Annotated in this window: 9 protein-coding genes; 3 read left to right on the top strand and 6 right to left on the bottom strand. The window is 43.2% G+C overall.

The window, feature by feature from the left end; translation table 11 throughout:
• The first annotated feature begins 1,059 nt into the window (after positions 1 to 1,059).
• Positions 1,060 to 3,564 carry a cell division protein HetF gene (gene hetF / locus V7K67_RS06705; RefSeq protein WP_335165736.1) on the top strand — a complete coding sequence of 835 codons (2,505 nt, stop codon included), beginning with the start codon at positions 1,060 to 1,062 and terminating at the stop codon, positions 3,562 to 3,564.
• 61 nt (positions 3,565 to 3,625) lie between these two features.
• On the opposite strand, the gene V7K67_RS06700 is transcribed toward hetF, so the two are convergent.
• Complete coding sequence (locus V7K67_RS06700; protein ID WP_335165734.1) at positions 3,626 to 4,336, bottom strand: TIGR04283 family arsenosugar biosynthesis glycosyltransferase; 711 nt, start codon at positions 4,334 to 4,336, stop codon at positions 3,626 to 3,628.
• Positions 4,333 to 4,734, bottom strand: coding sequence for a CU044_2847 family protein (locus V7K67_RS06695; RefSeq protein ID WP_335165732.1), 402 nt, complete (start codon positions 4,732 to 4,734; stop codon positions 4,333 to 4,335). The genes V7K67_RS06700 and V7K67_RS06695 overlap by 4 nt, the downstream gene beginning before the upstream one ends.
• Positions 4,735 to 4,870: 136 nt before the next feature.
• On the opposite strand from V7K67_RS06695, the gene V7K67_RS06690 reads away from it, so the two are divergent.
• Both V7K67_RS06690 and V7K67_RS06685 read left to right on the top strand, forming a co-directional pair.
• A complete protein-coding gene (locus tag V7K67_RS06690; protein ID WP_334732777.1) occupies positions 4,871 to 8,344 on the top strand; it encodes an nSTAND1 domain-containing NTPase in 3,474 nt (1,157 codons plus the stop codon).
• A 23-nt stretch (positions 8,345 to 8,367) separates the two neighbouring features.
• Positions 8,368 to 8,457, top strand: coding sequence for an element excision factor XisI family protein (locus V7K67_RS06685; RefSeq protein WP_335165740.1), 90 nt, complete (start codon positions 8,368 to 8,370; stop codon positions 8,455 to 8,457).
• Positions 8,458 to 8,530: 73 nt separating this feature from the next.
• Here the strand turns inward: V7K67_RS06685 and V7K67_RS06680 are convergent, their stop codons facing one another.
• From V7K67_RS06680 to V7K67_RS06665, 4 genes are all read right to left on the bottom strand, one after another.
• A complete protein-coding gene (locus V7K67_RS06680; protein WP_334732775.1) occupies positions 8,531 to 10,027 on the bottom strand; it encodes an aldehyde dehydrogenase family protein in 1,497 nt (498 codons plus the stop codon).
• 109 nt (positions 10,028 to 10,136) lie between these two features.
• Positions 10,137 to 10,859, bottom strand: coding sequence for a cyclase family protein (locus tag V7K67_RS06675; protein WP_334732774.1), 723 nt, complete (start codon positions 10,857 to 10,859; stop codon positions 10,137 to 10,139).
• A gap of 372 nt (positions 10,860 to 11,231) precedes the next feature.
• Positions 11,232 to 11,402 carry a hypothetical protein gene (locus V7K67_RS06670; protein ID WP_335165729.1) on the bottom strand — a complete coding sequence of 57 codons (171 nt, stop codon included), beginning with the start codon at positions 11,400 to 11,402 and terminating at the stop codon, positions 11,232 to 11,234.
• 51 nt (positions 11,403 to 11,453) lie between these two features.
• Entirely contained in the window at positions 11,454 to 14,816 is a 3,363-nt protein-coding gene (locus tag V7K67_RS06665; RefSeq protein ID WP_334732772.1) for a PAS domain S-box protein, read from the bottom strand.
• Positions 14,817 to 15,387 lie beyond the last annotated feature (571 nt).

Here is a 15,387-nt window from a genome sequence, read left to right as displayed (position 1 = left end):
AAAGAACCTCAAGTGGGTGTTAGCCAACCAGGTGAGTTAGTTATCAAGGTCAGTTATTTTTTTAAATAAAAAAACCCCAGTTGGTGTTAACCTACTAGGGGAGTGAGTTATCAGGGTGCATCTACCAATAATCTTTTCTAGGGGCAGCTAGTATCTTCCGGAGAAAATGAACTAAATTAGGATTGATGGTGATGTCTAGGATCGGCTACACTTACGAAACGAGAAAGAACCTCAAGTGGGTGTTAGCCAACCAGGTGAGTTAGTTATCAAGGTCAGTTATTTTTTTAAATAAAAAAACCCCAGTTGGTGTTAACCTACAGGGGAGTGAGTTATCAGGGTGCATCTACCAATAATCTTTTCTAAAGTAAATGGGTCGCTACCGGATAAATTAGCAGAGGTTGAAGTTTTTACTATTTGGCGGTCAGAGAAAACCTCAGAAGGGTTAGTTATCAGGACAGACCTACCAATTAAATATCGGTGCGCTACCTTAAAAAATGGGTGTATCAGGGCACGCAACAGGTTAACCAATAGCACTCTATCTTCATAAAAAAACCCCCAGTGGGCGTTAGCCAACCAGGGGAGCTAGTTATCAGGGTGCATCTACCACTTAAATGTTCTAGGTTTAACTACCATACTCCGGATAAATTTATTAGAAAATTGATTCTTGTCATGTGTCAAAAAAAACAAGAGTGAATATTAACTAAATTAGGGGAGTTAAAGATCAAGGGACATCCATGTACTAATCAAGTATTCTAGGATTAAGCACTATTTTCTGGTAGAGAATATCTGCGTCAGAAGTTGCTGTTGTTTGCCAAAATAAAAAAACCCCCAGTGGGTGTTAGCCAACTAGGGGAGTTGAAGATCAAGGTGCATCTACCAATTAAGTGTTCTAGACCCAAGTAATCCGATCCGGATAAAGTTGTCAGGGCAGAAAAACCAAAACGGCACTGAATTAGAAACATTCAGGGGCAGGATGCATCTAAGTTATTAGAGGGAGCGAAAAATCGACTTGAAACTTTCGCGTTTCAAACCAGATTTAGGAGGCAAGCAGGAGAAGTTGTGACCCAGGAATTCCATATTTCCGTAACCCCGGTAGGGCAGAATGACTACTTGGTGCGGACGGAACAAGTCGCGCCTGGGGTACCATTGGCAGAAGAATTGGTGACTTGGCCCATAGCTGATTGGTTGATGGCTGCTGGACATTTGATGAATGACCCGTTGAAGTCGGTGTTACAAGGAGATCCATTCACTTCTGGCGGGCATGAAAGCGATATCGCCAGGAACTCTGTTAATTTGGTGGCATTGGGTCAACAATTCTATAACGCCTTATTTCAAGGTACTCTCAGAGATAGTTGGATTACTGCCCAAGGTATTGCCCAGAATCACCAACAAGTACTACGCTTACGTTTGGGGCTAAAAGACACTAGGTTAGCTCGTTTGCCTTGGGAAGTGATGCACGCAGGCGATCGCCCTCTGGCTACTGGGCCTTATGTGGCTTTTTCTCGCTTCCAAAGTGGAATTTCAGGGGCTTCTCCTTTGCGAGCGCAAAATATGCCCACACCGCTAGAACAAGGTGGTGTCAAAGTATTGATGGTAATTGCTTCTCCCTCAGATCAAGTCCGTCTTGATTTACAGAAACAGGAAGCGATTAAATTACAGGCGGAACTTCAGCGCCAAACATCACGACTGCCTGAAGGTAGCAAGCGTTTGCCAGAAATTGAACTGACTGTATTAGACCAACCAGGACGGGAAGAACTGACACAAGCGCTAGAACAAGGCAGATACCACGTTCTACACTACTCTGGTCATAGTAACTTAGGCTCCAATGGTGGAGAAATTTATCTTGTTAGTCGCAGAACTGGCTTAACCGAAATCTTGACTGGGGACGATTTAGCAGGTTTGCTCGTCAACAATAACATTCAAATGGCAGTGTTTAATTCCTGCTTGGGGGCATATACCCCTGCGTCCAATCCTTCTGGAGATACTGGCGAACGTAACCTAGCAGAAAGTCTGGTGAAGCGGGGAATTAGAAGCGTTTTGGCGATGTCAGAACGAATTCCTGATGAAGTGGCGTTGACACTCACACAATTGTTTTACCGCAACTTGAGTCAGGGATATCCAGTAGATTTGTGCGTCAGTCGGGTGCGCCAAGGATTAATTTCTGCTTATGGTTCTCACCAGATGTACTGGGCATTACCGATTTTATATCTCCAGCCAGAATTTGACGGTTTTCTGAGTCAGGAAACTGAGTTATCCGCAAGTACGGAGTCGCTGAATCAGTATAGTTCGCCTTTAGGGGCAACTTCGACGATGTACTCTGCTATGGCTGATGATAGCGAGATATCTTTAGGAATAGAAGACATGATTCCTTCTGGTTTGACGCGTGACTCTTCTGGGTTGGACTGGCTGGGTGAAGATACTTGGGGCGATCTGGTTGATGAAATTGAGTATGATGATCCAAGTTATGAAGAAGATTCTGCGATCGTTTCGGATTTGTTTCGTCAGCTAGATAACCAAAAAGCTGCAATTGAACCGGATCAAAAAATTCGCGAAAATGGTCTTCACCAAAGCCAGATTTCAGAGGAAATGACTTCTTTGCAAGAGGAAGCAGATTTGTGGGGAGAAGTTCCACCGCCGCCACCTGCAACTGCTGGGAACCTGGAAGGAAATTGGCAAAATTCTAATTTTTTGCCGCAACCACTTTCACCAAAAAATCGTACCCGTCGCCGCAGGCTGTGGCCGATTGTGGGTGTTGTGGGAATCAGTGCGTTAGCAGTTGTGATCGGTTTCAATTGGTGGTGGCAAAATCGACCCCAAGCAACCCTGCCTAATATACCAGCAATTCCCACCCAGTCTCTACCTGATTCTCGACCGATTCAAAAACAGCCGAACATTGATTTAGGAATAGAAGCGACTGGGATTGTCACCGCTACTGCTACGGAAAAATTGAGCCAGGGTGACTTGCAAGGTGGGTTATTGGCTGTAGAAGAACTACTTAATCGGGGCGCACTGGCTGCGGCTGAAACTGCTCTGAAACTAATTCCCAGTAAGCAAGCTGACGATCCATCTGTAAACTTTTACAGGGGACGATTGGCGTGGCAGTCCATCCAAACTGGAGACAATAATTATAGTGTCGATGATGCCCGTCGTTACTGGGAAATTGCTGCCAAAGCTAAACCTGAATCGCTTTTGTATAATAACGCTTTGGGATTTGCCTACTACACAGAAGGCAATCTGAATCGCGCCAATGATTCTTGGTTCAAGGCTTTGAATTTGGCTCTCAAAGAACAGAACACAGACTCAACATCCACAAAGACGGTAGTGCCTCAAGACGCTTTAACTTCTTATGCTGGGTTAGCTCTGGGATTGTATAAATCTGCACTTAGTCAATCTAGTGGTAAGCAGACACAGTATCTCAATGAAGCGATGAAGTTGCGGCAAATGGTTCTCAAGTCCGATCGAGAAAATTTCCAGGTAGATAAATTAGCTAAAAATTGGTTGTGGACGGAGAAGGCGATTGAAGATTGGCGATCGCTTCTTCAAGAAAAAGGTGAAGGAAATTGACATAATTCCCCGAATGTGCATCGCTAAATTCGGGGGATTCTGGGCTAGTTCTAACATCCTCTTAAACCTTCTTAAATTTTTCTCGGCGATACCAGCGACGAATTCGCTCAGGTGAAACGCCGAGTAAATAAGCAGTAATTACTATTTGATTAAGTAGCGTCGTTTTGAATACTCCCTTTTGTAACCATCTACGGGCTGAGGTGACAACTGGTGTAGGGATAATTACAATGCGTCCGATGCGTTTTAAACGACGCATGAGTTCAAAGTCTTCCATGATAACTAATTCGGGAAAGCCGCCTATTTGCTGAAATACTTCCTTGGTTAAAAAAATTGCCTGGTCGCCATAAGGCATTTGGTAAAAATGCGATCGCACATTTACCCCCCACTCTACCCATCGTAAACTGAAAAGTGAGGCATCAATCCGCAACTTAAAAGCACCAGCCACAATTCCCGGCTGTTGTAGTGCTGTGCGAATCATGTCATCAAACCCCGTTGGCAAACGAGTATCTGCATGAAGAAATAACAGAATTTCACCGCTAGCCGCTACAGCACCCGTGTTCATTTGCACAGCACGACCGGGAGATGATGAGATAACTTTGACATTTAAAGACTGAGCTATTTCTACCGTGTTATCCTTTGAGCCACCATCTACTACTATGACTTCTATATTTGTACTAGGTTGGGTGGTTGTAATTGCTTCTTTAATATTGACCGCTTCATTAATAGCCGGAATAATAATCGAAATTTTGGCTGCGTCAATACTCTCACTCATGATTGCGGTGTTTTCTTTTCCGGTTGGTCAGGAAATGAACACTCTACCGTTACCTTCAGATTGCTTTCAGCCGTGCCTTTAGTCACGTAAGGTATACCTGCTTCACCGCCAACTTTGATGCCAAATTCAAGAGTGACTTTATCAATATTAGCAACAGGGATTTTCTTAAAAGCATTGAGTGAATAAACAGTGTAAGCCCGAATTGTACCTTCAATTGCTTGGAAATTTTGCACTATCTGTTTTTGTGCAGCATCAGCATCCCATCCCTTATCAATTAGCGCTTCTTCTTCTCCCTCCGGGGAAACTTCGATGCTGACTGGTGGTGCATCTACGTTATTTGTGGCTTCAATGTAAATAATCGTGCCATCTTCTAACTGAATAGGTGTGAGTTGAGTCATGGGATAAAATCTCGCCTAAAAGAATTGCGTTTAGGGTAGTCTAGCTGTGCTTATCTACAAAATTTTACGGAAAATGCGGTAAATTTCTTGTAGAAGCTGGAAATAATTCGGCACAACTATCATAGGGCTTTGCAGGATGAGTCGAGACGCTTTGGTGGTGGGAATTAATACGTATGACCGCTTAAAATGTCTCAACGCACCAGCTGCCGATGGTGAAGCGATCGCTCAAATCTTACAACAATATGGTGAATTTCGGGTAACGCGGCTACCAGCAGTCAAAGACAAGGAAAATGAGACAATTCGCATTGGTAAGCAAACTAAAGTTAGTTTAACTCAGTTAGAAAGAGCGATCGTCCAATTGTTTAAGCCAGATGGGAAGCCGCCAGACACAGCACTGCTGTATTTTTCTGGTCATGGATTGCGGAAAAATCTAGGGATTCAGGAAGGTTTTTTAGCGACAAGTGAAGTCAACCCTGACGCGGGTAATTGGGGATTATCTTTGCAATGGCTGCGGCGACTGCTGCAAGAAAGTGAAGTAAGACAACAAATTGTGATTTTGGATTGCTGCTATAGCGGAGAAGTGCTAAATTTTGCAGAGGCAGATCCAGGCGATCGCGGTAAAGGTAGAGACAGGTGTTTTATTGCGGCTTCTCGTGATTTTGAAGTTGCTTTTGAAGATATTAACAGCCAACACAGCGTTCTTACCGCCGCACTGCTCAAAGGTTTGGAACCAAAACAAGACCGTTGGGTGAGTAACTACACTTTAGTAGACTTGCTCAATCAAGAACATCACCCGTTTCCCCAGCGTCCAATTTTTGCTAACTCTGGTGAAGCAATTAATCTCACCCGCAAATGGAATTCCTCTCCTCTTAACTCCACAGTAAAAGTATCAGCTATTTGTCCTTACAAAGGATTGTCTTATTTTGATTGTACAGAAGCAGATGCCAACTTATTTTATGGCAGAACAGCGTTAACTGATGAATTATTAGAAAAAGTGCGATCGGGTAATTTCCTGGCTGTGTTGGGAGCATCAGGAAGTGGCAAATCTAGTGTTGTCAGAGCAGGTTTATTTTATCAATTAAAGTTAGGACGTAGATTATCAGGTAGCGATACTTGGCAGTTGAAAATATTTCGACCAGGGATTAACCCCTTACAAAATTTAGCACTGGCATTTGTAGAATCAGAATTATCAGATATTGAACGAGCCTCACAGTTGGCTCAAGCTGAAGAATTAATTGCTAAAGGCGCAGTTGGTTTAGGACAATTGATTACAGTTATCCAAACTCAGCACCTTGTGTTAGTAGTAGACCAATTTGAAGAAACTTTTACCCTGTGTCAAGACATTACAGAACGACAAAAGTTTTTTGAATCTTTGTTAAGTGCTTTACAACGCGATGACAATAAACTCTGCTTAGTAATCATAATGCGAGCCGATTTCTTTGGTAAATGCTTAGAACAAGAGTATGGCGGACTTGCTAAGAAAATTCAAGAGCATTTAGTAACAGTAACACCGATGAATCGAGAGGAATTAGAAACGGCAATTATCAAACCTGCGGAACAGGTAAACTTAAATGTCGAACCGGAATTAGTTTCTCAAATGATTTTAGATATAGAAGGTTCACCAGGGAGTTTACCGTTATTGCAATACACGTTAACAGAACTATGGAAGCAAAAGACCGCAGAACAGTTAACACTTAACGCGTATACCCGATTGGGTGGAGTCAGGGGAACATTACAAAAACGCGCGACAGAAGTTTATGAATCATTATCACCAGAAGAACAGCAAGCAACAAAGCGCATTTTTCTAGAACTAACGCAGTTAGGAGAAGGAACAGCAGATACGCGCAGACAAGTTTTTCAACAGGATTTAGTTAGCTCACAGCATCCAAAAAGCTTGATTAATAACTTAATTCAACGTTTAGCTGATGAGAATTTAGTTGTCACTAGTACTTTAATTGAAAAAGGGTCAGGTTCTGGCCAAATTGCTGTGGTTGATGTGGCTCATGAAGCACTGATTCGACATTGGTCGCTATTATGCAAATGGATTGAAGAAAGTCGGGATATACTGCGACAAAAGCGGAAAATTGAAGCGGCGGCTGTTGAATGGCGAGATAGAGGAAAGGTGAAAGATTATCTGTTTCAGGGAAAACGTTTGACAGATGCCAAGCTTTTCCAGAAGGCACAAGCTAACAACTTGAGATTATCAAACTTGGCTATTGAATTGATTCAGACAAGTATCAGATACAAACAGACTAATCGCTTTAAATCAATAGTTTTTTTCTTCATAGCGCTGGTTTTATCTGTATATCTGAGTTTTGCAGTTGAAAAACAGTTAAGGATAATAAATCTTTGGCGAACCGTTGATGATGCTAAGGGAAAAAAGTATGTCAGAGCAAAAATTAAAGCTCTTGAAAAGTTGGTAGAAGCTGGTGAGAGCTTATCTAACAAAGATTTTAGCAGTGCTGAACTCAACGGTGCCGACCTCAGTAATGGCAACCTCAGCCGTGCTTACCTTAGCAATATTAAACTCAGTGGTGCTTTTCTCATCAGTGCTAACCTTACTCGTGCCAACCTCATCGGTGCTAACCTCACCGATGCTGACCTTAGTAATGCCAACCTAAGTGACGCTTACCTCAATGGTGCTTATCTTAGGGGTGCTAATCTTGGCAGTATTAACATTAGCAATGCCAACCTCATCGGTGCTAACCTCACCGATGCTGACCTCAGTAGTGCCAATCTCAGCCGTGCCAACCTCAGCAATGCCAACCTCAGCAATGCCAACCTCAGCAATGCCAACCTCAAACGTGTCAACCTCAGCCATGCCGACCTCAGCAGTGCCAACCTCAGCAGTACCGACCTTAGTTATGCAGTTTACACCAAGGAAACTAAGTTTCCTCAGAAGATAAATCCTGCTGACAAACAAATGTATATGATTGGTTCTAAAGCCAAGCTCAGCGGTGTTAACCTCAGCGGTGTTAACCTCAGCGGTGCCGACCTCAGCGGTGCCGACCTCAGCAGTGCCGACCTCAGCAGTGCCGACCTCAGCGGTGCCAACCTCAACGGTGCTAACCTCAGCGGTGTTAACCTCAGCGGTGTTAACCTCAGCGGTGTTAACCTCAGCGGTGTTAACCTCAGCGGTGTTAACCTCAGCGGTGCCAACCTTAGCGGTGTTAACCTTAGCGGTGTTAACCTTAGCGGTGTTAACCTTAGCGGTGTTAACCTTAGCGGTGCTAACCTTAGCGGTGTTAACCTTAGCGGTGTTAACCTTAGCGGTGTTAACCTTAGCGGTGTTAACCTTAGTGGTGTTAACCTCAGCGGTGTTAACCTCAGCGGTGCTAACCTTACCGGTGCTAATCTCAGCGGTACTAACTTCAGGCTTGCTAACCTTCGCGGTGCTAAATTTCAGAGTGCCGACCTAAAGGGCACCAACTTCAATGGTGCTGACCTTAGCGATGCTAACTTCAAAGGTGCCGACCTAAAGGGCACCAACTTCAGCGGTGCTGACCTCAGCGATGCCAATTTTAAATCTGATGTTTTTGGCAGTGTCAAAAACCTGACTCCTGAGCAAGTCAAATCTGCAAAAAATTGGAATAAGGCGAAATACGATTGAGATTTTCGTATTAAGCTTGGTTCATCACTAGTTTAGGTGTTCCTGCCAGTTATATTGTCTTGGCTTTTCAGCCTCCAGAAGTGAGGAAATACACTGAGTTTGCAACGGTTTAAAGCAGCAAAGCGGATTCCAATTTCAGGAGAGTTAGGGATAATCAAGCCTTAACCCAAGTGTATTTGCAGATAATTAACTGCGGTTATCTATCTGAGCGCGTTGCAAACTTCCAGAAAAGTCAACATAGACACTTTTCCACTCTGTAAAAACATCTAAAGCAGTAGTTCCAGCTTCGCGGTGTCCGTTACCGGTTTGTTTCACACCACCAAAGGGCAAGTGTACCTCTGCGCCAATAGTGGGGCCGTTAATATAGGTGATACCTGCTTCAATGTCGCGCATGGCAGTAAAAGCCCGATTGATATCGCGGGTGTAAACTGAAGAAGAAAGACCATAATTGCTATCGTTGAGAATTGCGATCGCATCTTCAAAGGAGCTAACCTCAATCAATACCACCACTGGCCCAAATATCTCTTCACGGGCAACTCGCATATCAGGAGTTACATCATCCAAAATAGTTGGTTGAAAGAAGTAACCGTTTTTCAGTGAGCCTTCACTAGCAATTTCTCCACCAATTAAAATCTTTGCTCCTTCTTCACGGGCGATATCCAAATACTTGCTCACCTGCTGGAGTTGCTTTTCATTGACAATCGGGCCAATATCTGTGTTCGGGTCAGTGCCAGCACCCAAGCGTAATTTACTGGTACGTTCATAAAGCATAGTGGTGAATTTTTCTTTGATATCACGATGCAAAATCAGCCGACTGGTAGCCGTACACCGTTGCCCAGTTGTCCCAAATGCTCCCCACACTGCACCATCGAGAGCAAGTTCTAAATCGGCATCTTCCATCACCACTTGAGCGTTTTTACCACCCATTTCCAAACAGACACGCTTGTGAGTGCGTCCGCAAGTTGCGCCGACAAAAGCACCCGTTTCTGAAGAACCGGTAAAGGATACCAAATCCACATGGGGATGCTCAACTAAAGCTTTCCCCGCCTCCTCTCCCACACCATGCACCAAGTTAATTACTCCTGGTGGTAAACCTGCTTGTTGAAAAATCTCAATCAATTTAGTTGCACAGGCGGAAGTATCTTCAGCAGGTTTAAGAATAACTGTATTGCCACATACCAAGGCTGGCATAGCTTTCCAGCAAGGAATTGCCACAGGGAAATTCCAAGGAGTAATTAAGGCACAGACTCCGATGGGCATTCGCACAGTCATGGCGAATTTATTGGACATTTCTGAGGGTGTGGTTTGCCCAAATAGTCGCCGTCCTTCGCCAGCACTGTAAAAGGCACAGTCAATACCTTCTTGGACATCTCCCCTGGCTTCCGTCAAGGGTTTACCCATTTCTCGACTGATTAATTGGGCAAGTTCTTCTTTATGCTGGAGTAATATTTCCCCGACGCGAAAGATGTATTCTGCCCTAGCTGGGGCGGGGACTGTGCGCCAACTGCGGTAAGCTTTACGGGCGGCGGCTACTGCTGTGTCTACATCTTTAACTTGGGAACGGGGAAATGTGGCCACCACTTCGGTTTTGTCAGCAGGGTTGCGACTTTCTAGGGTTGCTTCTCCTACTGCACTCAACCATTGACCGTCTATATAATTGCGGCAAGATAGCGGAGTTGTCATTTTGAAAATCTCCGATGATCCACTGAAACTTGTGTATTAACTTTGCTTGCTTTCTAGGTTATCCTCAAGTTTAGGAAATTGGCGCGATAAGCAAATATCGATATAAAAATTAAGGCACTAACGCCAATACTCCAACAGGAGAACCAGAACCACCACGTAATCTCAGAACTGCGATCGCTAGAGTAGTACCTTTAGGTGGCAATTGATCCAAATTCGTCAGATTCTCCAACACAATGCGCGGTTGTTCTAATACCAGGCGGTTAATCGCAAAACTGTTATCCTGTCCAGGATCTACACCATGAGTATCAATTCCTATCCCAATTATTTGCCGTTCATCAAGTAAAAATTGAGTTGCATCGCTGCCAAATCCTGGAAAGTGGGGAATCCCTTGAGCATCATGATTGAGGAATGCACTTTTATCAAACCACTTTTTTTCCCAACCAGTATTCAGTAAAACTACGCAACCAGGAGAAATTTCACCGTGTTCTTCTTCCCAAGCCAAAACATCAGCAATAGTTAGGGCATAATCAGAATTATCTGCTGTGGCTTGGCAAATATTTATGACCACCGCAGGTACAACTAAAGACTGGGCGGGGTATTGGTCAATTCCCAGAGCAGAACTATGAAAACTATTAGGAGCGTTGATATGGGTAGCGCTATGTTCCCCCAAGGAGAAACGCCGCAGGTAATAGCCATCATTATTTAGTTCAGCCACAGTTTCAAACTCTACTGTGGGATCTCCAGACCATTGGGGAATATCTACGTCAATGACATGACTTAGGTGGATAACGCGTGTGTAGGTGATACTATTTTGACTTTGGGGTTGTATCATCCCAGCCTTCTATTTTATTTGTACTCAGGGATTTTTTTAATCAGGTGCGATGCCTGGTTTGGGCTACACCTACGAAAAGATAGTACTACAATTAGAACGTTTGTGAACTACCCAACACTAATTGCTAAGAGCAATATATAGCGGTTCTCATTTACGTGAGGTACACCCATAGGGGCACGGCATGCTGTGCCCCTACACCTTGCAATATAACGTTGTACCCCATCTGAATGGGAAACGCTATAGTGTGGGCTTCCAACTTCATAGACAGTCACCTCTACAGATGTCTTGCGACCCCGTTTTGGTCTTACACTCTCTCCACTGGCAGTAGCGCTAGTCCCTAACACTAGTAAACGCATCCCTTCATCTCGAATATTAGTAGCTGCATTTACCATACTCAGTACTGAGTGCTGAGTGCTGAGTGCTGAGTAAAGACGATTGAATACTCAGTACTTTTGCACTATGGTAAAAGCCCCGCCCGAAGTCAAGCGGAATCAACAATTCGTTTGGAGGTTGATACCCCGCCCCTTGTGGGCGGTCTTTCATCTCAGCACTCAGCACTTGGAACTCAGCACTCTTCATGTCATTGTGTGATGTCTACGTTGAGGGTTCTTGCTTTAGTGGAATCATCACAACAAACTCAGCACCTTCTCCTGGTGCTGAACTACAATCGATCTTTCCACTGTGTTTTTGAACGATAATTTGGTAGCTAATTGATAGTCCCATACCTGTGCCTTTACCCACAGCTTTTGTCGTAAAGAAGGGGTCAAATAGGCGTTTGCGTACTTCCTCAGTCATACCTAGGCCATTATCGGCAATGCTAATGATTACATAGTCTTCTTGGATGAGAGTGCGAATGCGAATTTGTGGAAAAGTCATTTGTCCTTGGTCATTTGTCCTTTGTTCAGTGTTATTTACTAATGACATAGGCGCAACTCTTGGAGACGCTACGCGTAGCTTGCTTCCCCGTAGGGGTACGCCTTCCCGCAGGGTATGACTAATGACAAATGACTCTTCTAAAACATCGATCGCATTTGTCAACAGATTCATAAACACCTGATTCATCTGTCCAGCATGGCACACTACTGGTGGTAGGTTGCCGTAGTCTCGGATTACTTGGATTTCGGGATGTCCTGGTTTAGCTTTTAGACGATTTTGCAACAACAGCAAGGTGTTATTCATACCTTCATGAATATCTACTGCTTTTGTACCGTCTTCATCAAGACGAGAAAAATTGCGTAAAGATAGGACAATCTGCCGAATGCGTTCGGCTCCCATTTTCATAGACTCCAGGATTTTGGGTAAATCTTGCCGGAGAAAGTCTAAATCAATGGTATTGATTTGTTGGTTAATCTCTGGTGTTGGTGGGCAGTAACTCTGTTGATAAAGTTCTACTAAGTGCAGCAAATCCTTAGTATATTCTCTGGCGTGGTTAATATTGCCGTAGATGAAATTGACGGGATTATTAATTTCGTGGGCAATACCTGCAACCAATTGTCCTAAACTGGACATTTTTTCAGTTTGAATCAGTTGCGCTTGAGTCTGTTGAAGTTCTAGCAGTGCTGCTTCTAGTTGCTGGGCTTTATCTTGGGCAGTTTGGGCAGTGATGCGACTTTGGGTATAAAGTTTAGCTTGGTCAATGGCGATCGCTAGTTGAACTGTAACTGCTTGTAGTAATTCTACTTCGTTGTTCAACCAAGGGCGAAAGCCACTACAATAACCACAGCTAAATGCACCAATTTCGCCAGACTGGGTATGTACAGGCAACGACATAAAAGCAGTGAAACCAAAATCCTGCAAAAACTTCTGTGCTATGGAATCGCTCACAGTTTCAGCATCATTAATACGGATGATTTCTCCGTTCAAGGTTTTGGCTGCAATTAGTTTGATTTCTCCATTAGTTGCTTCTTGTTGGTTAAGCAGACAGGGTAAAAAGGAACTTTTCGCCTCATATACTTTTTCCCAGTAGGGTACATCAGCATCTTGCCGATACCAAAAGAAGACGCAGCGATCGATCTCGAATAAGTTGTGAATTTCTTGCACTGCGGTTTCCACAATGTAATTGAGATCCAAAGAAGCTCGAATCTGATTAGAAAGACGATTAAGTAGCGCTTCTCGCTGGGCGCTTTCTCTGAGTGCAATTTCTGCTTGTTTGCGCTTGATGCCAATGGCAATCTCCTGGGCAGCAAATTCTAATGCTGTGAAAGCCGATTCTGTCACTGTTTGGCGGGCAAACATCGCAATCACCCCTACAGTTTCATCTTCAACAATTAAGGGATAGCCAGCAAAGGCGACCATACCCTCTTGCTGTGCCCATTCTTTGTTACCGACGCGGGGATCTGTCTCCACAGAATTAGTTAAGTGAGGTTTGCCCTCTTCAGCAATCAAACCAATTTTGAATTGACCGACTGGCACATATTTATGGGGCCCATTGATATGGGTGTACATCCCCGAACTGACTTGCAACTCCAATACATTATTTTGTTTGTTCAGCGTCCAGATGCGAGCAAAGGCTGCATCAAGATGTTCAACTAAAGCGTCAGTGCAGCAGCGCATCATGTTCTGTAAGCTGTCACTCTGGGTCAATGCCGCATCTACATCAGCACGAAAATTTGCTAACTGCGCTCGTTCTGCTAGAGCTACTTCTGCTTCTTTGCGGTCAGTGGTGTCATAGCAAATACCAACGAAGTACAAAACATTACCATTGGCGTCTCTAATCGCAGATGAGTTGCTTGTATGCCATCGCCAACTACCATTTTTGTGTTTGATTCGATATTCAATTGCTTTTTGTTTCTCGCCTGTTGTCAAAATTCTTTGGAAATAATCGGTACAGATATGCACATCGTCAGGATGTATAAAGGGAATAAAGGATTTGCCTTCAACCTCTGCAATCTCATGCCCAAAAATTTCAGTCCAGTTAGGAGAAATGTAGGAAAATATTCCTTCAAGTGTCAACGCAAAAATAACGTTGTTGGCGTTTTCCACAATGCTGCGGAACTTGGCATCACTTTCGATCAATGCTGCTTGGATATTCTCGCTGGTGTCGCGGACAAGAACGATAATTTGCTGGTCTGGTAATGGTAATAACCTAGCTTCAAAATGATTTTTCCCTTCTGGTAGCGGTAAGGTATATTCAAAACTGACTTCATATTGAGTTTCAAGTACTTGAGTTATTGCTTGGTAGAAGCGATCGCCTACACCAGTCGGTAAGCATTCTCGCAAACTCTTGCCCTGATAATCTCCTGATGGAATATACATACTCTGCATCAATCCTTGCTTGTAATCCAGAATACTTCCATCAGCCTCAAGCCGAAAGTACAAATCAGGAAGCACTTGCAAAATCGCTGCAAATTCTGATGTTTTTTGGCGCAACTGTGCTTCAACTGCTTGGCGTTTCGTAATTTCAGCTTGCAGTTGCTCTAATGCTTTTGCTAACTCTGTTGCCCGGTTTTTATCTGTAATTTTACGTAGGTGACGAGAAGAATTTGTAGATAGTGAGTAGCTTTCCGCTATCAGCACTCCTGTTAGATCGATACAATAACCGATGTAACCAACAAAGCTACCATCTGCTGCAAATCGTGGCGCAGCTGTATCTAAAATCCAGCGATATTCGCCATCAGTACCACGCAGGCGATATTTCCTCTGGAAGGAATTATGTGTCGCAAATGCTCTCAGGTATATATCTTCACATCGCTGTCTATCTTCTGGATGAACACTGCAAGTCCAAATATTGCCTATCTCCTCTTCTCGCGCAGATGCAGACGTGGCTGTTGTTAGATGTGTTCCAGTAAATTTCAGCCAATTGGAATTGAAGTAACAGTAAAGTGCATTGCATCCAGACATCCAAATCATCAGAGGAGTAGTATCCGCTTGCTGACAAAATACTTTTTCATTCTGTTGTCTTTCTTCCTCTTCAACGATGATTTGGTTAACGTAGCTCTGCACCTTTTTAGAAAACACTTTTGCCTGCCTGCTCTGCCTAAATTATTAAGGTAATAGTCTGAAAATATGATTTGTTAATACATGGATATAATCTTTTTCATGCCAACATGCTAACGATCTTAATACTTTATTCATTTTTATATATGCGCGAATTCCTCTTTTACTGTAAATAAATTGAAAAAATTCTGAAGTTATCATTAAGATTAACTTCGGCATTTTTTGTGAAATTTAAACTATCTATATATCAGAGAACTTGTTTGACTTTCTTTCTTCTTTAAATCACTGAGAAATTCATCTTAGCTATGTAATTGAATTGCTCAAAAACCTGATTGAGCTTTACAGAAGCTATATGATTTTCTGTGGAGTGTTTACATCTTTATCAGAAATTTACAATCATCAAGAATTTTATCCAAAATAAATATTGATTTTTCATCAAGAAGAATTCAGCATGAATTAGAATCTGGCTGATGGATCTAGCTATCCTTAAAATCAGGGGTATAAAAGAGTTTGAAAACTACATATATACTAAGCAGTCTTCAGTTAAGTAGTGGTATAAAACCCAACTTTATTCGTAATCCTGGATGATGAC

The organism is Nostoc sp., from assembly GCF_036917155.1.
Classification (GTDB): domain Bacteria; phylum Cyanobacteriota; class Cyanobacteriia; order Cyanobacteriales; family Nostocaceae; genus Nostoc.
Note: the sequence above shows the minus strand (reverse complement) of the source record. Positions and strands in the feature narration are given on the sequence as shown.